The following is a 25,125-nucleotide window of genomic DNA, read 5'->3' on the forward strand; positions in this document are numbered from 1 at the left end:
CCGCCATGGCGCTCGCCGCCGATAACGCTTCCGACCGCGTCGACCAGCTGATCATCCTGACCGAGCGCCTGACCGAGCTGATCGCGCTCGAGTGCCAGGCTTTCGAGGCCCGCCGGCCGCAGGACGCCGCCCAGCACATGGACGAGACGGCCCGGCTCGCCAACCTCTACCGCCACGAGAGCACCCGCGTGCGGGCCGAGCCGCGGCTGGTCTCCGGCGCGCCGAAGGATCAGCGCCTGCGCCTGATCCGCGCCACGGAGGCCTTCGACGCCGTGCTGGCCCGCCAGGGCCGGGCCATCGAGGCGGCCAAGACGGTCACCGAAGGCCTGGTCCGCGCCATCGCCGAGGAGGTCGCCGGCCAGCGCCAGCAGGCCTCCGGCTACGGCCCGGGCGCGACCCTCGCCGGCCAGACCGCGGCCACCGCGACCGCGATCACCCTCAACCGCACGGCCTAGTGCATCGGGGCGGCGACGATCTCCAGCTTGTTGCCGTCCGGATCCAGCACCACCGCGCCGTAGTAGCCGGGCGCGATGTCGGGATGCTCGCCCACCGGCCGCACGACCGTCGCGCCGGCCGCCACGGCCGCGGCATAGGCCTGGTCGGCGGCGAGCCGGCTCCCGGCGGTGAAGGCGGTGTGGGCGCCGAGGCCCGCCACCCGCTCCCCGTCGGTGGGATAGAGGTAGAACTGCGGCCCGACGCCGGCCTGGCCGTAGCCGAGCTCGGCCGGCTTCTCCGACAGCACGGCGGCGCCGAGCGGCGCGAAGAAGGCGTCGTAGAAGCGGCGGGCGGCGGCGAGGTCGCGCACGCCGAGCGAGAGATGGTCGATCATCGGGAAGCCCTCCGGAGCTTCGCCTTAGCTGTGGTCCCGCCCCGTGCGCCGCAACCCTTGCGAATGCAATTCAAACGCTTGTTTGCCGTTGCGGAAGGGGCGTAGGCTCCTTCCTGCCGCCGAGTCCCGGCGGCCTGCGTTCTCAGGGCGGGGTGGAACTCCCCACCGGCGGTAATGCCCTTCAAGGCCCAGGCGGCGGAGGGACGAGCCCGCGGGCGCCTGGCGGCCTCGGCCGGCAGGGACGAGCAGACCCGGTGCGATCCCGGGGCCGACGGTCATAGTCCGGTTATGAGAACCGCCGCGTGTCGCGTGGGCGAAGTTGCGCCTGCGCGCGCCCGGCGTCTCCCTGAGTCGTGGTCACTCGAACCCGGTCAGGGAGAGAACCATGACCCAAGTCGCCCCCCTTTCACTCTCAGGGGAACTGCCCACCGCCAACGGCGCCTTCCGCGCCGCACGGATCGCTTTCGTCCATTCCCTCTGGCACGCCGACATCGTGCGCGAGGCCCACACGGGCTTCGTGGAGGAGATCACCGCGCTCGGCTTCCCGCCCGACGCGGTGGAGCGCTTCGAGACCCCGGGCGCCTTCGAGATCCCCCTGCACGCCCAGACCCTGGCCCGCACCGGCAAGTACGCCGGCATCGTCGCGGCGGGGTTCGTGGTGGACGGGGGCATCTACCGCCACGACTACGTCGCCCAGACGGTGATCCAGGCGCTGATGCAGGTGCAGCTCGCCACCGAGACGCCGGTGTTCTCGGTGGTGCTGACGCCGCATCACTTCCACGAGCACGACGTCCACCAGCGGTTCTTCCACGACCACTTCCGGGTGAAGGGCCAGGAGGCGGCCCGGGCCTGCGCCGGGACGCTGGAAAGCCTCGCCAGACTGGCGGCCGCGTGATGGCGCCGGTTCTCGACGTCCCCGCGGGCTTTGCGCGCCACGACCGCAAGAGCCCGCTCACCGAGCCGTGGGAGCCGCTCTACAGCCGCCTCGCCGATGACACCGTCGTGCTGGGCCTGCGGGCCGGCGACGCCCACACCAACAGCCGCGGCTTCGTCCACGGCGGCCTGATCTCGGCGCTCGCCGACAACGCCATGGGCCTGTCCTGCGCCCGCCGGCTCGGGCTGGAGACGGGGCTGGTGACGGTGAACCTGAGCGTCGATTTCCTGGGGCTCGCCCACAAGGGCGAGTGGCTGGAGTTCGACACGGTGTTCGTCAAGCCGGGGTCCACCCTCTGCTTCGCCCAGGCCTTCGTCACCGCGGACGGCCAGCCGTGCGCCCGGGCCAATGCGGTCTTCCGGGTGATCAGCCGGAGGGTCGCGGCATGACCTGCTACCTGGTGGGCCGGATCGCCATCCACGACGCGGAGCGCTACGGCCGCTACGCCGCCGCCTTCATGCCGGTGCTGAAGCAGCACGGCGGCCGCCTGCTCGTCTCCGAGACACGGCCGGAGGCCATGGAGGGCGAATGGGACGGCCGCAAGCTGGTCGTGCTCGCATTCCCGGACCGTGAGGCGGCCGTGCGCTGGGCGGAGTCGCCGGAGTACCGGGAGATCGCCAAGGACCGCCTCGCCGGCTCCGATGCCATCGTGCTGATGGCGGAGGGGATGGGCTAGCCCCAGCGCCATCCCCGGCTTCGCGCCGGGGATGGCGCGTCGGCTCAGAGCACCACCTCCCGCTCGACGCCCACCGCCTCGAGGAAGTCGCGGTCGTGGCTGACGACCAGGAGGGCGCCGTCGTAGCCGGCGAGCGCGGCCTCGACGGCCGCGATGGAGTCCAGGTCCAGGTGGTTGGTGGGCTCGTCGAGGATCAGGAGCTGCGGCGGCGCCTGCGCCATCAGCAGGCAGGCCAGCGCCGCCCGCAGCCGTTCGCCGCCGGAGAGCGCCGCGACCGGCTTCTCCGCAGCGGTGTTGCGGAACAGGAAGCGGGCCAGCGCCGCCCGGGCGGCGTTGTCCGAGGCCTCCGGGTTCAGCCGGCGGAAGGCGTCCACCAGGGTCTCGTCGGGCCGCAGCAGGGCCGTCTGCTGGTCGAGGAAGGCCACGCGGCCGCCCCGCCGGATGCGGCCGGCGGTCGGCTGCAGCTCGCCCGCGGCGAGCCGGATCAGGGTCGTCTTGCCCGCGCCGTTGGGGCCGGTCACCGCGAGGCGCTCGGGCCCGGCGATCCGGAGGTCCACGTCCTCGAGCAGCGGCGGCCGTCCGGGCCAGGCGAAGCCGACCGCCTCCAGGGCCAGCACCACCTTGCCCTCGGGCAGGTTGGTGGACGGCAGGTCGAAGGCCAGGGTGCGGACACGCTCCACCCGCGCCTGCGCTTCCGCGAGGTTCTCCGCCGCGCCGGCGCGCAGGCGGTCGGCCAGCACCTGCCCCTTGCCGGCGCTCTCCTCGGCGCGCCGCTTCAGGCCGCCCAGCAGGATGCGCGGGGCGGAGCCGGACCGGGCGTAGCGCCGCCCCGCGGCGTCGCGCCGGGCCTTGCGCTCCGCCAGCGCCTGGGTCTCGCGGGCGACGCGGTCCATGGCGCGTTCGGCCTCGCCGAGGGCCCGCTCGGCCGCGGCGGCCTCCGCCGCCTTGCGCTCGGCATAGAGGTCGTAGCCGCCGCCGTAGACCTTCGCGCCGAGCCCGGAGAGCTCGACGATCCGGTCCATGCGCCGCAGCAGCGTCCGGTCGTGGCTGACCACGATCGCCCCGCCCCTCCAGCGGCCGAGCACGCCGGCCACCAGGTCGCGGGCCTCGGCGTCGAGGTTGTTGGTGGGCTCGTCCAGCACCAGCAGGTCCGGCTCGGCCGCGACGAGGCCGGCGAGGCTCGCCCGGGTGACCTGGCCGCCGCTCAGGGTCGCGGCGGGGCGATCGAGGTCTAGGCCCGGCAGGCCAACGTCGGCGAGGGCCACAGCGAGCCGCGCCTCCAGGCTCCAGTCGGCCTCCGCGAGATCGTCGGCGCTCCCCTGCCCCGCCTCGATGCGGGCGAGCCGGGCGAGCGGCTCGGCCACGCCCAACAGCGCGGCGACGGTGACGCCCGCGGGCGGCGCGAGCGCCTGCCGAAGAACGCCCAGCCGGCCGCGCACCGTCACCGTTCCGGCGGCCGGCGGAAGCTCGCCCAGGATCAGGCGCAGCAGGGTGGTCTTGCCGACCCCGTTGCGGCCGACGAGGCCGGTGCGCTCGGCGCCGAACGCGAGGGTCAGGTTGTCGAGGAGCGTGCGCCCGTCAGGCGCGCGGAAGCTCAGGGAATCGAGGGTGACGACGGCCGGCATGGGAGACCCGGGAAGCGTGGACGTTCGGGACGAGGCGGGTGTCCGTCGCGTGGCGCATGGCGGTCTCCTTGGAGCGGAAGCCGGTATCTAGGGCCGGCGCGCCCCCGACGCAACGCGGGGCCGCCCGGTTGTGGCCGGGCGGGAACTCGGCCACTCTCGCCGCCGGAGGGGGATCGATGGCGAGCTACAGGAGCCGGCTGGAACGCGACCTCGAGGGCTGGATCGCCGCCGGCCTGGTGCCGGCCGACAGCCGCGAGCCGATCCTGGCCACCGTGCCGGAGACCCGGCGGCTGGACGCGGCCACCGCGCTCGCCGCCATCGGCGCCTTCCTGGCCGGGGTGGCGGTGATCGCCTTCGTCGCCGCCAACTGGGCGGAGATCCCCCGCCTCCTGCGCTTCGCCCTGATCCTCGCAGCCTTCCTCGCCGCGGCCGGCGGCGCGGCCTGGGCCGCGGGGCGCGGGCGGGAGGTGACCAAGAACGTCCTGCTGAGCGTCGCGGCCCTGGTGTTCGCCGCCGCGATCGGGCTCACGGGACAGATCTTCGACATCGCCGGCGATCCGGCGACTGCCCTGCACGGCGCGGGCCTCGCCGCCGGCCTGCTGGCGCTGGCGGGGCGCTCGCCCTGGACCGCGGCGGCCGCCGTGGTGCTGATCGTGATGGGCGACGGCTTCGCCTCGGCCGACCGCTGGGGCGGCCAGGGCATCCAGCCGCCCCTTCCCTGGGCCCTGGCCGCCGCGCCGCTGGCGGCGCTCGGCAGCCTCGCCTGGCGCTCGTCGCCCCTCGCCCACGCCGCCGGCCTCGCGGCCCTGGCGGCCGTGATGTTCCTGCCGCCGAATCTGGTCGCCGACCGGGCCAAGGACCTGGCCGCCGCCGGAATCTTCGCCGTCCTCGCCGCCTGGGCGCGGCACGGGCGGGGCCGCTACGACACCGTCGCGGGCGTGCTCTACGGCTGGGCCGCGGCCGGGACCCTGATCTACTTCGGCATGGCCGGCTTCACGCATGAGCACCTGGGGGTCGTCCATTCCATCGCCTGGCTGGCGCTGTCGGCCGGCGTCGTGACGCTCGGCCGGCACGACGGGCACGGCCTGGTCACCGCGGCCGGGGTGATCAGCCTGTTCGCGGCCGGCGCCGCCCTGCTGTTCAACCTGGGCGTCGGACTGATGACGGCGGCGGCGGTGTTCGGCGCCTGCGCCGTAGCGGCCCTGGTGGTCGCCATCCTGCTGAAGCGGACGCGGGCGGCATGAAGCCCGGCCTGCCCGTCCGTATCGTCGCCGCCGCGGTCGTGCTGGTCGCGGCGCTCGTCGGCCTCGTGATCCGCGAGGGGAGCGCCCGCGCGCAGGGCCAGGAGGTGGTGCTCGCCATCGAGGCGTACGACCCGCGCAGCCCGCTCGGCGGCCACTATGTGGCTTTCCAGCTGCAGGACGCCGCGGCGGCCTGCCCGCCCGGCGTGCGCGACTACGGCGCCGGCCCCGCGCCCAAATGGGTCGCGCTCACCCGCGACGGGCCGCGCCACCGGGTGAGCGGGGCGGCGGCGACGCGGGCGCAGGCGATGGCGCTGGGCCAGGTCGTGGTGCGCGGCCGGGCGTACTGCGTGCAGCCGCCGGGCGGGCCGCGGGTGAACCTGGAGGTCGGCGTCGACCGCTTCCACGCCGACCAGCAGGAGGCCCAGTCCATCGAGCGCGCCCTGGCCGGGAACCGGCAGAACGCCTCCGCCTTCGCGGTGATCTCCGCGGGTCGGGACGGCAAGGCGCGGCTGAAGGGCATCATCGTCAACGGCCGCCGGACCGACCTGACCTGGCTGTAGGGCAGGCCCTGGCGGCATTCGGACCTGTGTTGCGTTTGCCCGATTGAGGCAAGGCGTGCGGGACGCGATCTCTCGCGCATGGACGCCCACCCTGCCACGCCCCGCCTGGAGCGCATCGACTGGACCGCCGTCGAGGCCGAGCTCGACGCCCACGGCTGCGCCCTGATCCCGCGCCTGCTCGACCCCGAGACCTGCGCCGCGATCGCCGGCTGGTACGACCGGGCGGAGCTGTTCCGATCGACGGTCGTCATGGCCCGGCACGGCTTCGGCCGGGGCGAGTACCGCTATTTCGCCTATCCCCTGCCCGACCTCATCGCGGGCCTGCGCGCGGCGCTCTATCCGCCGCTCGCGGCGATCGCCAACCGCTGGAACGCCACCCTTGGGGTGGAGGCGCGGTTTCCGGGCGAGCACGCCGACTTCCTCGCCCGCTGCCACGCCGCCGGCCAGACGCGGCCGACGCCGCTCCTGCTGCGCTACGGGCCGGGCGACTACAACTGCCTGCACCAGGACCTCTACGGCGAGCATGTCTTCCCGCTGCAGGCCGCGGTCCTGCTCTCCGGGCCCGGGCGGGACTTCGCGGGCGGGGAGTTCGTGCTGACGGAGCAGCGCCCGCGGATGCAGAGCCGCGCCGAGGTCGTGCCCCTCCGTCTCGGCGACGCCGTCGTCTTCCCCGTCCGCGAGCGGCCCGTCCGGGGCGGCCGTGGCCCCTATCGCGCGAACCTGCGCCACGGCGTCAGCCGCCTGCGCGCGGGCCAGCGCCACACCCTCGGCGTCATCTTTCACGACGCCGCCTGAAGGAGACCCTCCATGAGCTTCGTCGTGTCCGCCCTGCCGCTCGCGCCGTTCGCGCCGTTGTTCGCCCTCTCCGACGCGGAGCTCGCCGAGCGCGGCGTGCTTCGCCGGGTGGCGGACGGCCCGGGCGCGCCTTGCCGGGTGACCCTGGAGGACGCCCCGGTCGGCGAGCGGGTGCTGCTGCTCAACTGGGAGCACCAGCCGGCCGACACCCCGTTCAGGTCGCGCCACGCGATCTTCGTGCGCGAGGCGGCGCGGGACACGACCTTCGCGCCGGGCGAGATCCCGCCGGCCTTCGCGGCGCGGAAGTTCCTGTCGCTGCGGGCCTTCGACGACAGCGGCATGATGGTGGACGCCGACCTGACGCCCACCGCCGAGCTGCCAGAGGCCGTCGGCCGCCTGCTGGCGAACCCCCAGGCCGCCTACCTGCACGCCCACTACGCCGGCGCCGGCTGCTACGCGGCGCGGATCGACCGGGCGTGAGGCGTCCGGCTTGCGCCGGGTCAAGCCGGCGGGGCCGGCGACGGAGTTCCATGGGGCATGCGCCGCCCCCTTCTCCGCCTCGCCGCCCTGGCCGCCGTCGCGGGCGGCGCCCTCGTGGGCTCAGCCTTCCACGCCGACATGGAGCGGGCGCGGGGCCGGCTCGTCGGCCGCAGCCAGGTGATCGACAGCCCCTGGGGGCCGATCGAGTACGCCGACGTGGGCCAGGGGCCGGCGGTGCTGATGATCCACGGCAGCGGCGGCGGCTTCGACCAGGGCCTCGACTTCGCCGAGCCGTTGGCGCGCAGCGGCTTTCGGGTGATCGCCCCGTCGCGGTTCGGCTACCTGCGCAGCGCCTTTCCGGAGGGCGCCTCGCCGGAGATGCAGGCCGACGCGCTCGCCCATCTGCTGGCGCGGCTCGGCGTCGAACGGGCCGTGGTGATCGGCGGCTCGGCGGGCGCGCTCTCCGCCACCCAGCTGGCGCTGCGCCATCCCACGCTCTGCCGCGGGCTCGTGCTGATGGTCCCGGCGAGCTACGCCCCGGACCGGCCGACCAACGCCAGCGCGGCCCAAAGCCCGGCCGTGGCCGCGGCGGTGCAGGGGCTGCTGCGGTCGGACTTCCTGTTCTGGGCGGCCAGCCGGGTCGCGCCGGAGGGGATGACCCGGCTGGTGCTGGCCACCGAGCCCGCGGTGGTGAAGGCCGCCCCGCCGGACGAGCAGCGCCGGGTGGCCGACGTGCTGGCGCACATCCTGCCGGTCAGTGCGCGGGCCGACGGGCTGCTGCTGGATTCGGCCACCGCCGGCGCCCCGCCGCCCTACCCGCTGGAACAGCTGGCCTGCCCCGTCCTGGCGCTCAGCGTCCGCGACGACCTCTACGGGACCGCGGCGGCCGCGATCCATGTGGCGGCGCAGGCGCCCGATGCGCGCCTGGTGCTCTACGACCGGGGGGGCCACCTCTGGGTCGGACACCAGGAGGAGGTCTGGCGCGAGGTGACGGACTTCCTGCACGGACTGCCGCCGAACTGAGCAGCGGCCCGGTTCGCAGCGCCCGGCGCGCCGGCGGATCGACCGCGGGCCCGCGGCGCCGCTATACCGGAGGGAGCCTTCCGCCGGAGTCCGCACGCCCGTGTCCCTTCGCCCCCTGATCCTCGCCGCCCTCGTCGCCGCCGCCGGCTCGCCCGCCCTGGCCCAGAGCCGCGCCGACCGCGTCCTGCACGAGAGCGTCGTCGTCCTCGACACCCACTTCGACACCCCGGCCCTGTTCGGGGTGGAGGGCTGGAGCATCATGGACCGCCACGAGGTCGCCGAGGACGGCAGCCAGGTGGACTATCCGCGCATGGTGGAGGGCGGCGTCGACGGCGGCGTCTTCGTGGTGTTCACCGCCCAGGGGCCACGCACGCCGGAGGGCCACGCCAACGCCCGCGACTTCGCGCTCGTGCGGATCAACGAGATCCGCGAGATGGCCGCGCGCCACCACGACCGCTTCGGCCTGGTGACCACCGCCGCGGAGGCCCGGGCGCTGGCCAACACGAAGAGGAAGTTCGTCTTCATCAGCCTGGAGAACAGCTATCCGCTGGGGCGCGACCTGACCCTGATGAAGACCTTCCACGACCTGGGCGCGCGGATGATGAGCCCGGTGCACACGGCCAACAACGACCTGGCCGATTCCGCCACCGCCCCGCCGGAGCACGGGGGCCTGTCGCCGCTCGGCCGCCAGTGGGTGGCCGAGGCCAACCGGCTGGGGATCCTGATCGACGCCTCCCACGCCTCGGACGCGGCCACCGAGCAGATGATCGAGCTCTCCAAGGCGCCGATCATCCTGTCCCACACCGGCGCCAAGGCGGTGTTCGACCATCCGCGCAACATCGGCGACGAGCTGATGCGCAAGCTGGCGGCCAAGGGCGGGGTGATCCAGCTGAACGCGCTCTCCAACTACATGATCACCGTGCCGCCGAACCCGGAGCGCGAGGCAGCCCTGGCGGAGCTCGGCCGCAAGTACGGCCGCGGCCGGCCGGACACCCTGGCCGAACTGCGGGCGCTGACCGCCGAGCGCGACGCGATCCTCGCCCGCTATCCGGCGCCCCGGGCCACCTTCGACGACTTCATGAAGCACCTGCTGCACGCCATCGAAGTGGCCGGGATCGACCATGTGGGGATCAGCGGCGACTTCGATGGCGGCGGCGGCCTGACCGGCTTCGAGGACGTCACCGACTATCCGAAGGTCAGCGCCGCCCTGCGCGCCGCGGGCTATTCGAAGGACGACATCGCCAAGGTCTGGGGCGGCAATGCGCTGCGGGTGTTCGAACAGGCCCAGGCCGCGGCCGGTCGCTGATTGTTCTCCCTGCTGCCAGCGTTGTGGCAGCAGGGCCGCCTAGCGGCGCCTGGGCGCGCCGTAGAGCACCGTCTCCTCGGCGTGCACCGTGTAGTGGTCGAGGTGGAAGTCGTACCCGGGCAAGGTCGCGGCCAGGTACTGCGGCACCGTCAGGAAGTCGTCGGGGCGGTGGTAGACCGATATCGCGAGCTTGGGCCGGTCGCGCACCAGGGTGGCGCGCGCGCCGACCAGCGCGTCGAGTTCGGAACCCTCGATGTCCATCTTGATGAAGTCGACCCTGGGGATTCCTTCGTCCGCCACGAAGGCGTCGATGGAGGTGAGCGGCAGTCGCTCCTCCTGGCCGACAATGCGGAAGCCCGGATTGGCGCCACGCGCCGCGATGGGGGCGACGTCGTTGCCCTTGTCGCTGACCGCCTTGGGAACCACGACCACACGGCCCTCGAAGCCGTTCTGCCGGGCGTTGAACCGCGTCGCGTCCACATGGTCCGGCAGGGGGTCGAAGGCGTAGACGCGGCCTTCGGGCCCGACCCTGGCGGCGAAGGCCAGGGCGGTGTCGCCGAGGCAGGCGCCGAGGTCGAGGACCGTCTCCCCGCGCTCGGGCTGGATACGGACCGGGCCGCGCTCCAGGAAATACTGGCGCTTGAGGAAGGCGTACACGACGCCGCCGGGCCAGCCGTCGATCTCCAGGGTCTCGCCCTCGAACTCCAGGCCGCTAAAGCGCCTCAAGCCGCCGAACATGCCGCTGATTGGCAGCGAGGACTCGCCCGCCGCCAGCGCCTCCGCCGCCTCGTAGAGACGGCTGTCGAAGCTGTACCCGACGTCGTCGCGGATGCGCATGTGCCGGTGGCCCAGGAGCCGGTACAGGATCAGCCGTGCGAACAGCCGGCGCGACTCGTCGTCGGCGAGCAGCATCCAGGTGGCGTGGAACTCGCGGTAGCGCTGGGCGAACAGCGACATGTAGCCGGCGTGCATCTGCGCCTGGAAGGTCCCCGAGCGGTCGACCCCGTCGGGCGAGAAGCGGGCCGTGTCGTAGTTGTCCGACGCCTCGACGTGGAGCCTCGCATAGAACTCGCGAAGGATGCTGTTGAGGAACTGCTCGGGGGTCATGGCTCGTCGGGCTGGGCGCAGGGCGGTCCGGAGCGCCGGCCGCGGCCGATACTAGGCGAGCGCGGGGGAGGCAACCAGCGTTCCCCTTGCTGCCAGCGTTGTGTCAGCAGCCGGGGCGGCAGGCCGCCGCAGGGCGTTTGTTCCGGTTGCGTTCCGGTGTTATCTACGAGTCGGCGAACTACATTAGGCAGCTTGCCCGGGGGACCTTCTGCGGGCGCTTTCACGTTTCCGGAAACATGGCCGAACAGACGAACATGATCCGCGTCCGCGGGGCGCGTGAGCACAACCTCAAGGACGTGAGCGTCGACATCCCGCGCGGCGAGCTCGTGGTGCTGACGGGCCTGTCGGGCTCCGGGAAGAGCTCGCTCGCCTTCGACACCATCTACGCCGAGGGCCAGCGCCGCTATGTGGAGAGCCTGTCGGCCTACGCGCGCCAGTTCCTGGAACTGATGAGCAAGCCGGACGTGGACCTCATCGAGGGCCTGTCGCCGGCCATCTCCATCGAGCAGAAGACCACCAGCCGCAACCCGCGCTCCACCGTCGGCACGGTGACCGAGATCCACGACTACATGCGCCTGCTGTGGGCGCGGGTCGGCGTCCCCTATTCGCCGGCCACGGGCCTGCCGATCGAGAGCCAGACCATCAGCCAGATGGTCGACAAGCTCACCGCCCTGCCCGAAGGCACCCGCCTCTACCTGCTGGCGCCGGTGATCCGCGGCCGCAAGGGCGAGTACCGCAAGGAGATCGCCGAGTGGCAGAAGGCCGGCTTCCAGCGGCTGAAGATCAACGGCGAGTTCTACCCGATCGAGGACGCGCCGACCCTAGACAAGAAGTTCAAGCACGACATCGACGTGGTCGTGGACCGGCTGGTCACCAAGCCGGGCCTGGAGAGCCGCTACGCCGACAGCCTGGAGACGGCGCTGAAGCTGGCGGACGGCATCGCCGTGGCGGAATGGGCCGACACCGACCCCGGCGAGGCCGAGCCCCGCCGGCTGCTGTTCTCCGAGAAGTTCGCCTGCCCGGTTTCCGGCTTCACGATCAGCGAGATCGAGCCCCGGCTGTTCTCGTTCAACAATCCCTACGGCGCCTGCCCGGTGTGCGACGGCCTGGGCGCGAAGCTCGCCTTCGACGCCGACATGGTGGTGCCGGACAAGGACCGCACCCTGCACAAGGGCGCCATCTCGCCCTGGGCCAAGGGTCCCTCGCCGCTCTACACCCAGACCCTGCAGGCGCTGGCCCGCCACTACGACTTCTCCATGGACACCCCGTGGTGGAAGCTGCCCGAGGCCGCCCGGCAGGTGATCCTGCACGGCTCGGGCGGGGAGAAGATCCGCTTCATCTATGACGACAACGCACGCAAGTACGAGGTCAACAAGACCTTCGAGGGCGTGCTGCCGAACCTCGAGCGCCGCTGGCGAGAGACGGACTCCTCCTGGGTCCGGGAGGAACTCGGCCGCTACCAGTCGGAGACGCCCTGCGAGGCCTGCTCCGGCTACCGGCTGAAGCCCGAGGCGCTGGCCGTGAAGATCGACGGCAAGCACATCGGCGAGGTCTCCACCCTTTCCATCCGGCACGCCGGCGAATGGTTCGAGGCCCTGGGCGGCCGGCTGACCGACAAGCAGATGGAGATCGCCCGGCGGATCCTGAAGGAGATCAACGACCGCCTGCGGTTCCTGGTCAACGTCGGCCTCGACTACCTGAACCTCAGCCGTGGCTCCGGCACGCTGTCGGGTGGCGAGAGCCAGCGCATCCGGCTGGCCAGCCAGATCGGCTCGGGCCTGACCGGCGTGCTCTATGTGCTCGACGAGCCGTCCATCGGCCTGCACCAGCGCGACAACACGCGCCTGCTGACCTCGCTGAAGGGCCTGCGCGACCTCGGCAACTCGGTGCTGGTGGTGGAGCACGACGAGGAGGCGATCCTCACCGCCGACTACGTGATCGACATGGGTCCGGCGGCGGGCGTCCACGGCGGGGAGATCATCGCCCAGGGTTCGCCCGACGACATCATGGCCAACCCCAAGAGCCTGACCGGCCAGTACCTGTCCGGCGCGCGCGAGATCGAGGTGCCGGAGGACCGCCGCCCGATCTCCAAGAAGAAGGTGCTGCGGGTCATCGGGGCCACCGGCAACAACCTGAAGAACGTCACCGCCGAGATCCCGGTGGGGACCTTCACCTGCATCACCGGCGTCTCGGGGGGCGGCAAGTCCACCTTCACCATCGAGACCCTCTACAAGGCCGCCGCGCGCCGGCTGCACAACGCCTCGGACGCGCCGGCCCCGCACGATCGCATCGAGGGGCTGGAGAACTTCGACAAGGTCATCGACATCGACCAGAGCCCGATCGGGCGCACGCCGCGGTCGAACCCGGCCACCTACACCGGCGCCTTCCAGCCGATCCGCGACTGGTTCGCGGGGCTGCCGGAGTCCAAGGCGCGGGGCTACGGTCCCGGCCGGTTCTCGTTCAACGTGAAGGGCGGCCGGTGCGAGGCCTGCCAGGGCGACGGCCTGATCAAGATCGAGATGCACTTCCTGCCCGACGTCTACGTCACCTGCGACGTCTGCCACGGCCACCGGTACAACCGGGAGACCCTGGAGATCATGTTCAAGGGCAAGAACATCGCCGATGTCCTTGATATGACGGTGGAAGAGGCGGCCGACTTCTTCAAGGCGGTGCCCCCGATCCGGGAGAAGATGGAGACGCTGAAGCGCGTCGGCCTGGGCTACATCAAGGTGGGCCAGCAGGCGACGACCCTATCGGGCGGCGAGGCCCAGCGGGTGAAGCTCTCCAAGGAGCTGTCGCGGAAGGCCACGGGCAAGACGCTCTACATCCTCGACGAGCCGACCACGGGCCTGCACTTCGAGGACGTGAAGAAGCTGCTGGAGGTGCTCCACGAGCTGGCCGACCAGGGCAACACCGTGGTGGTCATCGAGCACAACCTCGACGTCGTGAAGACCGCCGACTGGCTGGTGGACTTCGGTCCCGAGGGCGGCGACGGCGGCGGCGAGATCGTCGCCCAGGGCTCGCCGGAGCAGGTCGCCGACAATCCCAGGAGCTGGACCGGCCGCTACCTGCACGAGCTGCTGGAGCGCCACCGCCAGCGCCGCGGCGAGCGGAAGAAGAAGCTGGTGGCCGCGAACGCCTAGGCCATCGTCCGGGCCAGCACCTCCATCGGCATGGGCCCGGCGGCGAGCACCCGCTCGTGCCAGTCGTGCACGTCGAAGGCCGAGCCCTGCCGGCGCCGGGCGGCTTCCCGCGTGCGCAACAGCTCCAGGCGGCCGACCATGAAGGCGCAGGCCTGGCCGGGATAGACGCAGTAGCGGTTGATCTCGCGCTGGGCGGAGGCGGCCTGCTCGCCCGCGTTCTCGATCATCCAGTGCGTCGCCTCGGCGCGCGACCACCGCTTGTGGTGGATGCCGGTGTCCACGACGATGCGGGCCGCGCGGAAGAGCGCCGACTGCACCGCGCCGATCTCCCCGAACGGATCGTCCTCGTAGGCCCCGATCTCGACCGCCACCTGCTCGGCGTAGAGCGCCCAGCCTTCCACATAGGCCGAGTACTGGGCGAACTGGCGATAGAGCGGCTTGTCGCCGCCGGCGCGCCGGAAGACCGCGTGCTGGAGGTGGTGGCCCGGATCCCCCTCGTGATGGATGAGGGTCTTCAGCCGCCAGATCGGCCACTCGGCGGTGTCCTTCAGGTTGATCGAGATGACGCCCGGCCGCGAGCCATCGGCGGGCGGGCCCTCGTAGTAGGCGCCGGGGGCGCCCGCCTCGATGGCCGGCGGGATGCGGTCGACCGTGATGTCGCGGTCCGGCAGGGTGCGGAACGCGCGCGGCAGCAGGCCATGGACGCGGTTCAGATGGTCGCGCGAGAACTGCAGGATGTCCGCCCGGCCGGCCTCGGTGTTCGGCTTCAGGAGGCGTGGATCCTGGTCCAGGGCCCGGATCCTTTGGGCGACGGAGCCCTCCCCCAGCCCCTGCGCCCGCAGCCTGGCGTCGAGTTCGGCGCGCAGCGCCTCGAAGGTGTCCAGCCCCAGCCGGTGCATCTCCTCGGGGGGCGTCGCGACGGTGGTGTTCGACCGCAGGGCCAGGGCGTACCAAGTCTCCCCATCCGGCAGCCGCCAGACCCCGGCCTCCGACGAAGCGCCCCGCTGCAGCGCCTGCAGGGCTTCGATCTGTCGCTGCAGGGCCGGGACGACCTGCCGCTCGACGGTCCGCCGCGCCGCGGGGCCGACGTCCGCCAGGCCCGCCGCGGCCGCCCGCGCCGCCGGACCGTCGGCGAGGCTGGCCGCCGCTCCGGTCCGGAGCGCAGAGAGCTGGCCTATCGTGCGCGTGAGCACGAAGTCAGGCGGCGCCACGCCGGCGCGGGCGTCCGCGACGATGCCCCGGGTCTCCCCGTCCAGCACCCGCGCGAAGTCGGCCAGCCGGGACAGGTAGAGATCGGCGTCCTCGCGGGTCCCCGCCGGGGCGCGCGAGAAGTCCTGTGGCTGCCAGTAGTAGGCGCCGGCCATCTGGTTCACGAGGTAGGGGCCGGGCCGCAGCGCATGGTCCTGGAAGCCGTAGCGGGCCCCAACGGCCTCCAGCATCTCGTAGGCGAAGGCGGCCGTGTCGTATTCCATCCGACGCGCCTCGCCCAGGGCGCCGCGGTCGATCCCGCGGAGTTCCGCACGCCAGCGCCGCGCCGCCGCCACCTGCGCCGCCTTGGCCTCGGGCGAGCGGTCGTCGAGCCGGGCGCGCGCCGCCCGGCCGCGAGCGCCGGTCAGAACGGCCGCCGCCGTCTCCGGCGAGGCCGCCAGGTGTTCTTCCATGTGCCGGGCCAGCAGGGCGGCGAGCGCAGCGTCGGCGTCCGGCGCCGCCAGGGCCGGTCCGCCCATGACGGCGGCCCCGCCGCCGAGAAGGACATGGCGGCGGCTGGGCATGGGCTACTCCGGTGCTATGCGCGAACAGGGGACTGGGTCTAAGCCTAGCTGCCAACAACACCCGGGGAGAACAAGTCCATGATCCTGTACGGCGCGCCGATGCCGGCGCCGAACCCCAGGCGGGTGCGCATCTTCCTGGCGGAGAAGGGGATCGAGCTCCCCGAGACGCCGGTGAACCTGATGAAGCGGGAGCACAAGAGCCCCGAGCACCGGGCGCGCAACTCCCTGGGACAGGTGCCGACGCTGGTGCTGGACGACGGGACGGCGATCTCCGAGACGGTCGCCATCTGCCGCTACTTCGAGGAGACGCAGCCCGAGCCGCCGCTGTTCGGGAGCACGGCGGTCGAGAAGGCGCTGGTGGACATGTGGATCCGGCGGGTCGAGTTCATCCTGATGAGCCCGGTGGGCAACTACTGGCGCCACGCCCATCCGCGCACCGCGGCCCTGCTGACCCAGTACAGGGACTTCGGCGAGTCAAACCGGGAGACCTATGCCAACGCCCTGCGGTGGCTGGATCGGGAGCTGGCCGAGCGGCCGTTCGTGGCCGGCGAGGCCTACACCATGGCCGACATCTGCGCGCTGACGACGGTGGACTTCGCCGAGTGGATCGGCCTGCCGCTGGGCGAGGAGCACGGCCACGTGCGGGCCTGGCATGAACGGGCTTCGGCGCGGCCCAGCGCTCAGGCCTGAGCCTCGTCCTTCAGCCCCAGGTAGGCCGCGACCAGGGGGGCCTGGCTGATCACCCACAGGACCGGGGCGAACAGGAACTGGACCAGAAGCTGGACCGCGTAGAAGCCGGGCCGCTCGCTGACGGCGTTCGCGTCGGTGCGCAGCAGGAGGCCCAGGTCGCGCCAGCCCGTGGCGGCGCCGGAGATCAGCGCCAGGGCGAGCCAGGCCAGCACCATGATCATCGCCAGCAGGCAGAAGGTCAGCACCGCCATGCCGAGCAGGGAGGCGGTGTGGCCCTTCGTCAGCCGCCAGGAGGCGGCGAAGCCGATCCGGCGCTCGGCGACCGCGATAGGTGCCGCCAGCGACAGCCGCAGGGCCAGCCAGCCCAGCGCCCCGAACAGGACGATGATGGCCGGTACGCCGATGCGCCAGCCGCCCGCGCGGCCGGCCAGGCTCGAGAGGTAGAGGGCGAGCAGGCCGCCGGCCACGAAGGCGCTCAGCATCACCAGCCAGACCGCCGCCACGCGCAGTTCGTCGGGACCGAAGCGCAGGTGCAGGAAGCCCGGCGGCTCGTCGCGCAGCAGCCTCCGGAAAAGGGCGGCGACGATCATCACCTCGACGGCGAAGGCGGCGAAGGCCAGCACCAGCCCGCCGATCGCCCCACCCACCGCGCCCGCGGTCTCGCTGGTGGTGGAGGCCACCGCGGCGATGCCGATCAGCACGGCGGCCAGGACGCTGGCGGCGACGAGGCCCAGCACATTGAACAGCGCCCAGCCCACCACCAGTCGCCACTGGGAGCGGATGACGCGGAAGCCCTCCACCGCCGCGTCGCTGGCGGAGAAGCGGCTCAACGGTGCGTCGCCGTCTGGCCGGTGATCTGCTGGTAGGCGACCGCGAAGGGGGCGTAGATCATCACGATCTGCAGCACCGACAGCAGGAACTGCATGACGAGGGTGAGCAGGCCGCCGATCACGGCGCCGGGGGTGAGCTCGCCGGCCTCGATGGCCTGGCTGCCGCCCGCGATCGCCACGATGGCGACGCCGATGATGCTGAGCAGCAGCCAGATCATCAGGTAGAAGATCGCCGCCAGCACCATCATGCCCAGCAGCGGCCACATCCGGCCGCGGGTGAGCTTCCAGGCCGGTCCGAAGGCGATCTTGCGGCTGGCGAAGGTCATCGGCGTGACCATGGAGAGCCGCGCCCCCAGCCACGCGGTGAGGGCGACCACGGCCAGCAGCAGGATGATCCCCAGCGGAGAGCCGGTCTCCCGCAGGTAGGTGACGGCGATGATCGCGGCGAAGAGGCAGATGAAGCCGATGGGGAAAAGCGCCAGGTTCACGGCGGTCAGCCGGAACTCGTCGGCGCCGAGGCGCAGGTGCGCCAGCCCGGGCTCCTCAGGCCGGAGCACCAGCCGGTAGATGCCGGCCATCAGCACCGACATCAGGGTGGCCACCACGAGCAGGACCAGCAGGAAGGCGGGCCAGGAGTCCGCCAGCATGCCCGCCACCAGGTCGGTGTCCTCGGGCGTGAGCTGGCCGCGCTGCATGACTTCGGCGAACTGCGGACCGAGCGCCAGCACCATCAGGAGCGCGATGGCCATGATCCCCAGGAAGTAGACGCCCGCCCAGGCCAGGATCGTGCCGGGGCGCTCCCGGGTGAGGCGGAAGCCCTCCAAGGCGGCTTCGCTCGCCGAAAACTGGTTCATTCTCGTCCCTTGGCCCGACACGTTGAGGTAACGAGTCGCAGGCCCTTCGGCTGCAACCTGTTACCGCTGGACCCCGCGCGCAAGGCCCCGCTCGCGAACGGGTGCGATCGTTGCTAGTTAGCCACGCATGACGAAAGCTCCTGTACACGTGGTCGGCGGCGGCCTGGCCGGGTCCGAAGCCGCCTGGCAGATCGCCCAGGCGGGCGTCCCGGTGGTCCTGCACGAGATGCGCCCGGTGCGCGGCACCGACGCCCACCAGACCGACCGCCTGGCGGAGCTGGTCTGCTCCAACTCCTTCCGGGCCGACGACTGGGCCGGCAACGCGGTCGGACTGCTGCACGCCGAGATGCGCAAGCTGGGCTCGGTGATCATGGCCTGCGGCGACGCTCACCAGGTGCCGGCCGGCGGCGCGCTCGCGGTGGACCGGGAGGGCTTCTCCCAGTCCGTGACCGAGCGGCTGGAGGCCCACCCTCTCGTCACCATCGCCCGCGAGGAGGTGGCCGGCCTGCCGCCCGCGGAGTGGGACAGCGTGATCGTGGCCACCGGCCCCCTCACCTCGCCCGCCCTGGCTGACGCTATCCTGGACCTCACCGGCGAAGGCCAGCTGTCCTTCTTCGACGCCATCGCGCCGATCGTGAACTTCGAGTCCATCGACATGTCGGTGGCCTGGCGCCAGTCGCGCTACGACAAGGAAGGCCCCGGCGGGGACGCCGCCGCCTACATCAACTGCCCGATGGACAGGGACCAGTACGAGGCCTTCATCGACGCCTTGCTGGCCGGTCCGAAGTCCGAGTTCAAGGACTGGGAGCACGTCCCCTACTTCGACGGCTGCCTGCCCATCGAGGTGATGGCCGAGCGGGGCCGCGAGACCCTGCGCCACGGGCCGATGAAGCCGGTGGGCCTAACCAACGCGCACGACCCGCAGACCAAGCCCTGGGCCGTCGTCCAGCTGCGCCAGGACAATGCGCTGGGCACGCTGTGGAACATGGTGGGCTTCCAGACCAAGCTGAAGCACGGCGCCCAGACCGAAATCTTCCGGATGATCCCAGGCCTGGAGAAGGCGGTGTTCGCGAGGCTGGGCGGCCTGCACCGGAACACCTTCCTGAACAGTCCCCGCCTGCTCGACCGGCAACTGCGGCTGAAGGCGCAGCCGCGCCTGCGGTTCGCCGGCCAGATGACGGGCGTGGAGGGCTATGTGGAGAGCGCCGCCGTGGGCCTGCTGGCCGGCCGCCTGGCCGCCGCCGAGCGCCTGGGGCGGCCCCTCGAGGCGCCGCCCGCCACGACGGCGCTGGGGGCGCTGGTGAACCACATCACCGGCGGCCACCTGGAGGGCGGCGCGGGCTCCTTCCAGCCGATGAACATCAACTACGGCCTGCTGCCGCCGCTCGAGGCGCCGAAGAAGGACGCCGACGGCAAGCGCCTGCCCAACAAGGAGCGGGGACGGGCCAAGAAGCGGCTGATGGGCGAGCGGGCGCTGGCCGACCTCGACGCCTGGACGACCGGCGCGCCAGCGCTGGAAGCGGCCGAATAGCTAGAGGCGGCCCCGCGCCACGGCCCAGATGAGCCGCAGGCGTCGGGCGACCTCGGAGTCCGAGCGGCCCACGAACACGGCGTGGGCCACCGCCGGGAAGGCCGCCACGCTGAGCGTCTTCGCGCCGGTGCGGGCCCCGCCCAGGAGCTTCTCCACCGTGGGCGCGAAGACCGGCTGCTCGCGCGCCCGGCGGGACAGCGCCCAGGCCGAGCCGGCGCCGCGGGCCTTGGCCGTGTCGCCGGCGGGATCCAGGATGCGGGCGGCGAGTTCGGCAGCCAGGCCGCCGGTGTCGCGGGCCCATTCCAGCGCCTCCGCCACCGACATGGGGCTGGCGTCCAGCTCGCGGTAGCGGGCGTCGATCATCGCCTCCAGCGGTTCGCGCGGCAGGCTGCGGCGGCGGATCGCCTGGGCGAGCGCCTGGGCGGTGGGGTGGCGGCGGACCGGCCGGCCCTCGTAGACCTCGTCCAGAACCTCGCGCCACCAGGCGAGGCGGATCTCCCCCAGCAGCGGATTGGAAGCCACCTTCGGCGCGCGGGCCAGCTCGTGGTCGAAGGCGTAGATCGCCACCACGTCGGCGCGCTTCTCCCGGTCGCCGACGAACCGGCTGGAGAGCCAGCGGTCGGGGTCCACGCGCCGCAGCAGGGCGTCCAGGTCGCCGGTGTCGCTGACTGCGTCGTCGCTCATGCTCACGCCCGAAAAGAGGAAGGCCCGCCGGTCGGGCGGGCCTTCTAGCAGTCCTGGCGGCCGGGCGTCAGCCGAACAGCGTCTGCGTCATCGTCATGGACGTGAGCATCGGGATCGAAAGCAGCAGGTTGGTGCGCGAGAACAGCATGGCCACGCGACCCGCCTTGGCCTTCGCGTCGGCGTCGGCCTCGACGATGCCGAGCGCGATCTTCTGGTTCGGCCAGATGAACGCCCAGACGTTGATGAACATGATGATGCCGAGCCAGGCGCCGAGGCCCATCAGGGTGTAGCCGCGGTCACCGGCGCCGTAGCCGTTGAACAGGCCCAGCGTCAGGGTCTCGTGGGCGTAGTCGACGCCGCGGGCGTAGGCGAGGATCAGGCCCATGAGGACCGTGGCGAGCGCCGCCCAGCGGAACCAGAACAGCGCCTCGGGCGCGATGTACTTGGAGATGCCCGGCTTAAGCTCGGCGGGGACCTCCGGCATTTTCCGGATCTGGACGAAGTTGAAGTAGTAGAGGAGCCCGATCCAGAGGATGCCGAAGAAGGTGTGCATCCAGCGGAAGACAGCCTGCCAGAAGGCGGCGTCTATGCCTTGCGGGCTTTGCGAATAGGCGAAGACCATGATCAGCGCCAGGACGACGCTGAGGATCACGGTGTTGCGGAAATTGGAAAGCAGACCGGCCATCTTGGAGCCCCTCGAATCCTACCTGGGCTGTCAGGTATAGGGTCGTTTTGACGCAGGCGCAAAGCGCGATGCGGGGGCGTCAGACGGCGATGAGGGCGGCGGCGAGACGGCGGCCTTCGGCGGTCAGCACGTTGTAGAGCCGCGCCGCCGCCGGCGTGTCCATGAACTCCAGCCCGATCCCGGCGCGCTGCAGGGCCTCGCGGACCGGCCGCGGCGGCTGGGCGTTGCGGGCGCCGACGCCCAGCAGCAGGAACTCCACCTCCGCCCGGCCGGCGGCCAGCACGGGCTGCAGGCTCTCGGGCGTGAGCTCGGCCAGCGAGCCCACGCTCCAGGTCCGCGCCTCGTCGGCCAGGATCAGCAGCGAGCCCTCGTGCCGCTCGCCGGAGAGGCGGAAGCCGCCGCCGCCGTAGGCGTCGATGGAGGGCGCGTCGCGGGCCACGGCGGCCGGGCCCTACGGCCGGACGCTGGCGGGCTTCAGCGGCTCGGCTTCTTCGTCGCCGCGCTTGACGCCCCACAGCAGGATCACCGGAGCGGCGACATAGATCGACGAATAGGTGCCGATCACGATGCCGAACATCAGCACCAGCGACATGGCGAACAGGGTCGGCCCGCCGAAGATGGCGAGGCCCGCGAGCGCCAGGAGCGCGGTCACGCCGGTAATGATCGTCCGCGACAGCGTCTCGTTGATGGAGAGGTCGATCACCTCGCGCAGGGGCATGCGCTTGTACTTGCGCAGGTTCTCCCGCAGGCGGTCGAACACGACGACGGTGTCGTTCATCGAGTAGCCGATGACGGTGAGGATGGCGGCCACCGTGGTCAGGCTGAACTCCAGCCCCAGGAAGCCGATCACCCCGAAGGTCAGGATTACGTCGTGGAACAGGGCGACGACCGCGCCGATCCCGAACTGCAGCTCGAACCGGAACCAGATGTAGACGAGCATCAGCAGGATCGCGAGGCCGAGCGCCATCAGGCCGCTGGTGAACAGCTCGCCGGAGACCTTGGCGCCGACCACGTCCGGCTGCTCGAAGGTGACCTGCCCGAGCGCCTGGGTCAGCGCCGCGCGGACCTGGCCGGCGGTCTCGTTGACGTCGGCGCCGGCGGGCGGCTGGTAGCGCACCATGGCCGCGCTCGCCTCGCCGAAGCCCTGCACCTGCGGATCCCCGAGCTCGAGCCGGGTCAGGGCCTCGCGGGCGGCGGCGAGGTCCACCGCCTTGGGCGCGGTGGAAAATTCGATCAGGGTGCCGCCGGTGAAGTCGATCCCGCAGTTGAGGCCGCCGCACGGCGGCTCGAACGGGATCATGGCGCGCGCCAGGGAAGCGATCACCGCGAGCGCCGAAATCACGGCCGCGAACTTGGCGAAGGCGACGAACCGGAAGTTCGTCTTCTGCGGCAGGAGCTTGATCAGGGGCCACATGGCTGAAGGCCCTCCCTATTCGATCGGCAGGGTCTTGGGACGGGTGGCGCGGAACCACACGGCCAGGAGCACCTGGGTGATGAGGACGGCGGTGAACACCGAGGTGAGCACGCCGATCGAAAGCGTCCAGGCGAAGCCCTTCACCGGGCCCGCCCCGAACTGGAACATCAGCAGCGCGGCCAGCAGGGTCGTCAGGTTGGCGTCGATGATGGTGCTCATGGCCCGCGAGAAGCCCGCGTCCATGGCCGAGATCACCGAGCGCCCGGCCCGGACCTCGTCGCGCATGCGCTCGTAGATCAGCACGTTGGCGTCGACCGCGACGGCGAGCGTCAGGATCAGGCCGGCGATGCCCGGGAGCGTCAGGGTCGCCTGGGTGAGGCTCATCGCGGCGATGATCAGCAGGCCGTTGACCAGCAGGGCCAGGATCGAGATGCCGCCGAACAGCAGGCCGTAGGCCAGCACCATGAAGACGATGATCGCGGCGAAGGCGATGGCCGTGGAGATCTTGCCCGCCTGGATGGAGTCGGCGCCGAGTTCGGCGCTCACCGTCCGCTGCTCCTCGACGTTCAGCGGGGCCGGCAGGGCGCCGGCGCGCAGCAGCAGGGCGAGGTCGTTGGCCGTCTCGGGGGTGAAGTTGCCCTCGATGTAGCCCGAGCCGCCGGTGATGGCCGAGTTGATGCGCGGCGCGGAAATGACCTTGCGGTCCAGCACGATGGCGAAGCGCTTGCCGATGTTCTGGCTGGTCACCTCGCCGAAGCGGCGGGCGCCCTGGCCGTTGAAGCGGAATTCGACAATCGGCTGGCCGTTCTCGGGGTGGAAGCCCTGGTTGGCGTGCACCAGCATCTCGCCGGTGACCACCGAGCGCTTCTTCACGACGACGAAGGGCTCGGCCGGATCGTCCTGCGGCAGGAGCTCGGAGCCCGGCGGAATACGGCCCGCGGCGGCCTCGGCGGCGCCGACGCTGTCGTCGACCATCTGGAAGGTCAGCTTGGCCGTCTGGCCGATGACGTCCTTCAGCCGCTCCGGATCGCTCTCGCCCGGCGCCTGGACGACCACGCGGTTCGTGCCCTGGCGGGTGATGCTGGGCTCGCGAGTACCGAGCTCGTCCACTCGGCGGCGGATGATCTCGATCGACTGGTCGACGGCGCGCGAGGCCTCGGCCTCCAGGGCCTCGGGCACGAAGGCGATGCGAAGCCGCTGGTCCGGGCCGGTGGCGACGGTGATGTCACGCCCGCCCACCGTGCCGGCCAGCGGCACGCCCAGGGTGTTTCGCAGCACGCGCAGGGCCGGCTGCACCTGGGCCGGATCGGTGATGCGCACAGCCACCTCGCCGCCCGCGACGCCCAGATCCGTGAAGGCGATCTGCTCGTTGCGCAGGTTGAGGCGCACGTCCTCGACGAGGTTCGTCAGCCGCTCGCGGCGCAGCGCGGCGGTGTCCACCTCGAGCAGCAGGTGCGAGCCGCCCTGCAGGTCGAGGCCGAGGTTGAGCGTCTGCTTCGGCATGAAGGCCGGCAGGCTGGCGCGCACGCCGGCGGGCAGCACGTTGGGCAGGGCGAAGAGCGCGCCCAGCACCACCGCCAGAACGACGAGGATGACCTTCCAGCGGGAAAGGGTGAGCATCGGAGGGCTTTAAGCTCAGACCTTGGAGTCGTTGGCCGGCGACGGCTCGCCGCGGGTGCGGACGTCGGCGATCATGGTCTTGACCACCTTCACCGTCACGCCGGTGGCGATCTCGAGGCCGACTTCCTTGTCCTCGACGCGGACCACCTTACCGATCATGCCGGAGGAGAGGACGACCACGTCGTTCCGCTTCAGGGCGGTCAGCATCTGCTGATGCTGCTTCATCCGGCGCTGCTGCGGCCGGATCATCAGGAAATAGAACAGGATGACCAGGCCGATGAGCGGCAGGAACTGGATCAGCATGCCCTCGGGGCCCGCAGGAGCGGCGCCGGCGGCTTGGGCATAGGCGGGGGTGGCGAACATGGCCTCTCCGGAATAGGGCTGACGGGGCGGCTCTCCAGAGCCCCCCGTCGAGGTCGGCGGAAGCTATGCGCTGCGCCCCCGTTTTGCAATGGAACCGCTCGGCGGCTATGCGTCCGCCGATGGACCCGCAGCTGAAACCCGTGCTGGAGCGCATCGCCGAGGCTCTCGAGCGCCTGGCGCCCCCCAGGACCCAGGCGCCGGCGTTCGGCGAGGCGCGCCTGTTCCGGCACGATCCGGCGACCGGCGGCTTCCACCCGGCGCCGGACTATCCGCTGGCGCTGGAGAGCCTGGTGGGCGTGGACCGGCAGAAGGCGCGGTTCCTGGAGAACCTGCAGCGCTTCGCCCGCGGCCTGCCCTACAACCACGCCCTGCTGTGGGGTGTGCGCGGCACCGGCAAGAGCTCTCTGGCCAAGGCCGCCTTCATGGCGGTGGAGGCGGACGCGCACGGCCTGAAGCTGGTGGAGGTCGACCGCGATCAGGTCACCGCCCTGCCCGGCCTGTTCGACGTGCTGCGCGGCCGGCCGGAGCGGTTCGTCGTGCTCTGCGACGACCTTTCGTTCGAGGAGGGCGCGGCGGCGGCCAAGGCGCTGAAGTCGGCGCTCGAGGGCGGCGTCTCGGGACCGCCGGGCAATGTCCTCTTCGTGGCCACCTCCAACCGCCGCCACCTGATGCCGCGGGCGCACGTGGAGGACCGCGGGCTGGTGGCCGCCGCCGAGGACGCCGAGGAGGAGGTCAGCGTCTCCGACCGCTTCGGCCTGTGGGTGGGCTTCCCGCCCATGGACCAGCCCACCTACCTGGCGGCAGTCACCGGCTACGCCGAGCGGTTCGGCCTGACGGTTCCCGACCTGGAGCGCCGCGCGCTGCAGTGGGCGCAGCTGCGCGGCGGCCGATCGGGCCGCGTCGCCTGGCAGTTCATCCGCGACCTGGCCGGGGAGCTGGGCAAGCCCCTCCCCCTCTAAC

26 protein-coding genes and 1 riboswitch are annotated in these 25,125 nt (G+C 72.0%); of the genes, 14 read left to right on the forward strand and 12 right to left on the reverse strand.

Annotated features, from left to right (window positions below):
- The first annotated feature begins 5 nt into the window (after window positions 1-5).
- Window positions 6-455 carry a flagellar basal body protein gene (locus VM685_RS13485; RefSeq protein WP_325460673.1) on the forward strand — a complete coding sequence of 150 codons (450 nt, stop codon included), beginning with the start codon at window positions 6-8 and terminating at the stop codon, window positions 453-455.
- Here VM685_RS13485 and VM685_RS13490 read toward each other — a convergent pair.
- Entirely contained in the window at window positions 452-829 is a 378-nt protein-coding gene (locus VM685_RS13490) for a VOC family protein (RefSeq protein WP_325460674.1), read from the reverse strand. The genes VM685_RS13485 and VM685_RS13490 overlap by 4 nt on opposite strands.
- A gap of 134 nt (window positions 830-963) precedes the next feature.
- A riboswitch (FMN riboswitch) is annotated at window positions 964-1,129 on the forward strand.
- An 85-nt stretch (window positions 1,130-1,214) separates the two neighbouring features.
- On the opposite strand from VM685_RS13490, the gene VM685_RS13495 reads away from it, so the two are divergent.
- From VM685_RS13495 to VM685_RS13505, 3 genes are read left to right on the forward strand one after another with little or no spacing between them, the layout of a single operon-like run.
- Window positions 1,215-1,724: a 6,7-dimethyl-8-ribityllumazine synthase gene (locus VM685_RS13495; RefSeq protein ID WP_325460675.1), complete on the forward strand. Its 510-nt coding sequence runs from the start codon at window positions 1,215-1,217 to the stop codon at window positions 1,722-1,724.
- The gene (locus VM685_RS13500; protein ID WP_325460676.1) at window positions 1,724-2,152 is read left to right on the forward strand and encodes a PaaI family thioesterase; all 429 of its coding nucleotides are present in this window, start codon (window positions 1,724-1,726) and stop codon (window positions 2,150-2,152) included. The genes VM685_RS13495 and VM685_RS13500 overlap by 1 nt, the downstream gene beginning before the upstream one ends.
- Complete coding sequence (locus VM685_RS13505; protein ID WP_325460677.1) at window positions 2,149-2,439, forward strand: DUF1330 domain-containing protein; 291 nt, start codon at window positions 2,149-2,151, stop codon at window positions 2,437-2,439. The genes VM685_RS13500 and VM685_RS13505 overlap by 4 nt, the downstream gene beginning before the upstream one ends.
- Before the next feature lie 44 nt (window positions 2,440-2,483).
- Here the strand turns inward: VM685_RS13505 and VM685_RS13510 are convergent, their stop codons facing one another.
- Entirely contained in the window at window positions 2,484-4,064 is a 1,581-nt protein-coding gene (locus VM685_RS13510) for an ABC-F family ATP-binding cassette domain-containing protein (protein WP_325460678.1), read from the reverse strand.
- Between the two features lie 176 nt (window positions 4,065-4,240).
- Here VM685_RS13510 and VM685_RS13515 point away from each other — a divergent pair, with 176 nt between their 5' ends.
- The 6 genes from VM685_RS13515 to VM685_RS13540 all read left to right on the forward strand — a co-directional run bounded on the left by VM685_RS13515 (window position 4,241) and on the right by VM685_RS13540 (window position 9,472).
- Window positions 4,241-5,308: a DUF2157 domain-containing protein gene (locus VM685_RS13515; RefSeq protein WP_325460679.1), complete on the forward strand. Its 1,068-nt coding sequence runs from the start codon at window positions 4,241-4,243 to the stop codon at window positions 5,306-5,308.
- A complete protein-coding gene (locus VM685_RS13520; protein WP_325460680.1) occupies window positions 5,305-5,868 on the forward strand; it encodes a GDYXXLXY domain-containing protein in 564 nt (187 codons plus the stop codon). The genes VM685_RS13515 and VM685_RS13520 overlap by 4 nt, the downstream gene beginning before the upstream one ends.
- Window positions 5,869-5,946: 78 nt before the next feature.
- Entirely contained in the window at window positions 5,947-6,663 is a 717-nt protein-coding gene (locus tag VM685_RS13525) for a 2OG-Fe(II) oxygenase (protein WP_325460681.1), read from the forward strand.
- A 12-nt stretch (window positions 6,664-6,675) separates the two neighbouring features.
- Window positions 6,676-7,143, forward strand: a complete 468-nt coding sequence (locus tag VM685_RS13530) for a DUF1203 domain-containing protein (protein WP_325460682.1) — start codon at window positions 6,676-6,678, stop codon at window positions 7,141-7,143.
- A gap of 57 nt (window positions 7,144-7,200) precedes the next feature.
- A complete protein-coding gene (locus tag VM685_RS13535; protein ID WP_325460683.1) occupies window positions 7,201-8,166 on the forward strand; it encodes an alpha/beta hydrolase in 966 nt (321 codons plus the stop codon).
- 100 nt (window positions 8,167-8,266) lie between these two features.
- Window positions 8,267-9,472 carry a dipeptidase gene (locus tag VM685_RS13540; RefSeq protein ID WP_325460684.1) on the forward strand — a complete coding sequence of 402 codons (1,206 nt, stop codon included), beginning with the start codon at window positions 8,267-8,269 and terminating at the stop codon, window positions 9,470-9,472.
- Window positions 9,473-9,511: 39 nt separating this feature from the next.
- Here the strand turns inward: VM685_RS13540 and VM685_RS13545 are convergent, their stop codons facing one another.
- Window positions 9,512-10,579: an FkbM family methyltransferase gene (locus VM685_RS13545; RefSeq protein ID WP_325460685.1), complete on the reverse strand. Its 1,068-nt coding sequence runs from the start codon at window positions 10,577-10,579 to the stop codon at window positions 9,512-9,514.
- 236 nt (window positions 10,580-10,815) lie between these two features.
- Between VM685_RS13545 and uvrA the strand changes: the two genes are divergently transcribed.
- On the forward strand, window positions 10,816-13,722 hold the full coding sequence (gene uvrA / locus VM685_RS13550) for an excinuclease ABC subunit UvrA (protein ID WP_325460686.1): 2,907 nt from the start codon (window positions 10,816-10,818) through the stop codon (window positions 13,720-13,722).
- Here uvrA and VM685_RS13555 read toward each other — a convergent pair.
- The gene (locus VM685_RS13555) at window positions 13,719-15,494 is read right to left on the reverse strand and encodes a DUF885 domain-containing protein (RefSeq protein WP_325460687.1); all 1,776 of its coding nucleotides are present in this window, start codon (window positions 15,492-15,494) and stop codon (window positions 13,719-13,721) included. The two genes, uvrA and VM685_RS13555, sit on opposite strands and share 4 nt — an antisense overlap.
- Before the next feature lie 78 nt (window positions 15,495-15,572).
- On the opposite strand from VM685_RS13555, the gene VM685_RS13560 reads away from it, so the two are divergent.
- Complete coding sequence (locus tag VM685_RS13560) at window positions 15,573-16,184, forward strand: glutathione S-transferase family protein (protein WP_325460688.1); 612 nt, start codon at window positions 15,573-15,575, stop codon at window positions 16,182-16,184.
- On the opposite strand, the gene VM685_RS13565 is transcribed toward VM685_RS13560, so the two are convergent.
- A complete protein-coding gene (locus VM685_RS13565; RefSeq protein WP_325460689.1) occupies window positions 16,175-17,014 on the reverse strand; it encodes a hypothetical protein in 840 nt (279 codons plus the stop codon). The two genes, VM685_RS13560 and VM685_RS13565, sit on opposite strands and share 10 nt — an antisense overlap.
- Entirely contained in the window at window positions 17,011-17,868 is an 858-nt protein-coding gene (locus tag VM685_RS13570; protein ID WP_325460690.1) for a hypothetical protein, read from the reverse strand. Before VM685_RS13570 ends, VM685_RS13565 begins: the two co-directional genes overlap by 4 nt.
- A 127-nt stretch (window positions 17,869-17,995) precedes the next feature.
- Between VM685_RS13570 and trmFO the strand changes: the two genes are divergently transcribed.
- Window positions 17,996-19,399 carry a methylenetetrahydrofolate--tRNA-(uracil(54)-C(5))-methyltransferase (FADH(2)-oxidizing) TrmFO gene (trmFO, locus tag VM685_RS13575; protein WP_325460691.1) on the forward strand — a complete coding sequence of 468 codons (1,404 nt, stop codon included), beginning with the start codon at window positions 17,996-17,998 and terminating at the stop codon, window positions 19,397-19,399.
- Here trmFO and VM685_RS13580 read toward each other — a convergent pair whose 3' ends face one another.
- The 6 genes from VM685_RS13580 to yajC form a co-directional block, all read right to left on the reverse strand.
- Window positions 19,400-20,083, reverse strand: a complete 684-nt coding sequence (locus VM685_RS13580) for a squalene/phytoene synthase family protein (protein WP_325460692.1) — start codon at window positions 20,081-20,083, stop codon at window positions 19,400-19,402.
- Window positions 20,084-20,150: 67 nt separating this feature from the next.
- Window positions 20,151-20,768, reverse strand: coding sequence for a hypothetical protein (locus VM685_RS13585; protein ID WP_325460693.1), 618 nt, complete (start codon window positions 20,766-20,768; stop codon window positions 20,151-20,153).
- Window positions 20,769-20,847: 79 nt separating this feature from the next.
- Window positions 20,848-21,207, reverse strand: coding sequence for an Mth938-like domain-containing protein (locus tag VM685_RS13590; protein ID WP_325460694.1), 360 nt, complete (start codon window positions 21,205-21,207; stop codon window positions 20,848-20,850).
- A 12-nt stretch (window positions 21,208-21,219) separates the two neighbouring features.
- Complete coding sequence (gene secF / locus VM685_RS13595) at window positions 21,220-22,182, reverse strand: protein translocase subunit SecF (RefSeq protein WP_325460695.1); 963 nt, start codon at window positions 22,180-22,182, stop codon at window positions 21,220-21,222.
- A 15-nt stretch (window positions 22,183-22,197) separates the two neighbouring features.
- Window positions 22,198-23,802 (reverse strand): protein translocase subunit SecD, encoded by a 1,605-nt coding sequence (gene secD / locus VM685_RS13600; RefSeq protein ID WP_325460696.1) that lies wholly within the window; start codon window positions 23,800-23,802, stop codon window positions 22,198-22,200.
- 15 nt (window positions 23,803-23,817) lie between these two features.
- Window positions 23,818-24,165, reverse strand: a complete 348-nt coding sequence (gene yajC, locus VM685_RS13605; RefSeq protein WP_325460697.1) for a preprotein translocase subunit YajC — start codon at window positions 24,163-24,165, stop codon at window positions 23,818-23,820.
- A gap of 119 nt (window positions 24,166-24,284) precedes the next feature.
- Between yajC and VM685_RS13610 the strand changes: the two genes are divergently transcribed.
- A complete protein-coding gene (locus tag VM685_RS13610; protein WP_325460698.1) occupies window positions 24,285-25,124 on the forward strand; it encodes an ATP-binding protein in 840 nt (279 codons plus the stop codon).
- Window position 25,125: the final 1 nt, after the last annotated feature.

It is taken from the genome of Phenylobacterium sp. (assembly GCF_035539035.1).
In the GTDB taxonomy this organism is placed as follows: Bacteria; Pseudomonadota; Alphaproteobacteria; order Caulobacterales; family Caulobacteraceae; genus Phenylobacterium.

Coding starts and splice junctions, on each gene's coding strand:
- VM685_RS13485 (WP_325460673.1), top strand. CDS start 6: ATGGCGCTCGCCGCCGATAACGCTTCCGACCGCGTCGACCAGCTGATC.
- VM685_RS13490 (WP_325460674.1), bottom strand. CDS start 829: ATGATCGACCATCTCTCGCTCGGCGTGCGCGACCTCGCCGCCGCCCGC.
- VM685_RS13495 (WP_325460675.1), top strand. CDS start 1,215: ATGACCCAAGTCGCCCCCCTTTCACTCTCAGGGGAACTGCCCACCGCC.
- VM685_RS13500 (WP_325460676.1), top strand. CDS start 1,724: ATGGCGCCGGTTCTCGACGTCCCCGCGGGCTTTGCGCGCCACGACCGC.
- VM685_RS13505 (WP_325460677.1), top strand. CDS start 2,149: ATGACCTGCTACCTGGTGGGCCGGATCGCCATCCACGACGCGGAGCGC.
- VM685_RS13510 (WP_325460678.1), bottom strand. CDS start 4,064: ATGCCGGCCGTCGTCACCCTCGATTCCCTGAGCTTCCGCGCGCCTGAC.
- VM685_RS13515 (WP_325460679.1), top strand. CDS start 4,241: ATGGCGAGCTACAGGAGCCGGCTGGAACGCGACCTCGAGGGCTGGATC.
- VM685_RS13520 (WP_325460680.1), top strand. CDS start 5,305: ATGAAGCCCGGCCTGCCCGTCCGTATCGTCGCCGCCGCGGTCGTGCTG.
- VM685_RS13525 (WP_325460681.1), top strand. CDS start 5,947: ATGGACGCCCACCCTGCCACGCCCCGCCTGGAGCGCATCGACTGGACC.
- VM685_RS13530 (WP_325460682.1), top strand. CDS start 6,676: ATGAGCTTCGTCGTGTCCGCCCTGCCGCTCGCGCCGTTCGCGCCGTTG.
- VM685_RS13535 (WP_325460683.1), top strand. CDS start 7,201: ATGCGCCGCCCCCTTCTCCGCCTCGCCGCCCTGGCCGCCGTCGCGGGC.
- VM685_RS13545 (WP_325460685.1), bottom strand. CDS start 10,579: ATGACCCCCGAGCAGTTCCTCAACAGCATCCTTCGCGAGTTCTATGCG.
- uvrA (WP_325460686.1), top strand. CDS start 10,816: ATGGCCGAACAGACGAACATGATCCGCGTCCGCGGGGCGCGTGAGCAC.
- VM685_RS13555 (WP_325460687.1), bottom strand. CDS start 15,494: ATGCCCAGCCGCCGCCATGTCCTTCTCGGCGGCGGGGCCGCCGTCATG.
- VM685_RS13560 (WP_325460688.1), top strand. CDS start 15,573: ATGATCCTGTACGGCGCGCCGATGCCGGCGCCGAACCCCAGGCGGGTG.
- VM685_RS13570 (WP_325460690.1), bottom strand. CDS start 17,868: ATGAACCAGTTTTCGGCGAGCGAAGCCGCCTTGGAGGGCTTCCGCCTC.
- trmFO (WP_325460691.1), top strand. CDS start 17,996: ATGACGAAAGCTCCTGTACACGTGGTCGGCGGCGGCCTGGCCGGGTCC.
- VM685_RS13580 (WP_325460692.1), bottom strand. CDS start 20,083: ATGAGCGACGACGCAGTCAGCGACACCGGCGACCTGGACGCCCTGCTG.
- VM685_RS13585 (WP_325460693.1), bottom strand. CDS start 20,768: ATGGCCGGTCTGCTTTCCAATTTCCGCAACACCGTGATCCTCAGCGTC.
- secF (WP_325460695.1), bottom strand. CDS start 22,182: ATGTGGCCCCTGATCAAGCTCCTGCCGCAGAAGACGAACTTCCGGTTC.
- secD (WP_325460696.1), bottom strand. CDS start 23,802: ATGCTCACCCTTTCCCGCTGGAAGGTCATCCTCGTCGTTCTGGCGGTG.
- yajC (WP_325460697.1), bottom strand. CDS start 24,165: ATGTTCGCCACCCCCGCCTATGCCCAAGCCGCCGGCGCCGCTCCTGCG.
- VM685_RS13610 (WP_325460698.1), top strand. CDS start 24,285: ATGGACCCGCAGCTGAAACCCGTGCTGGAGCGCATCGCCGAGGCTCTC.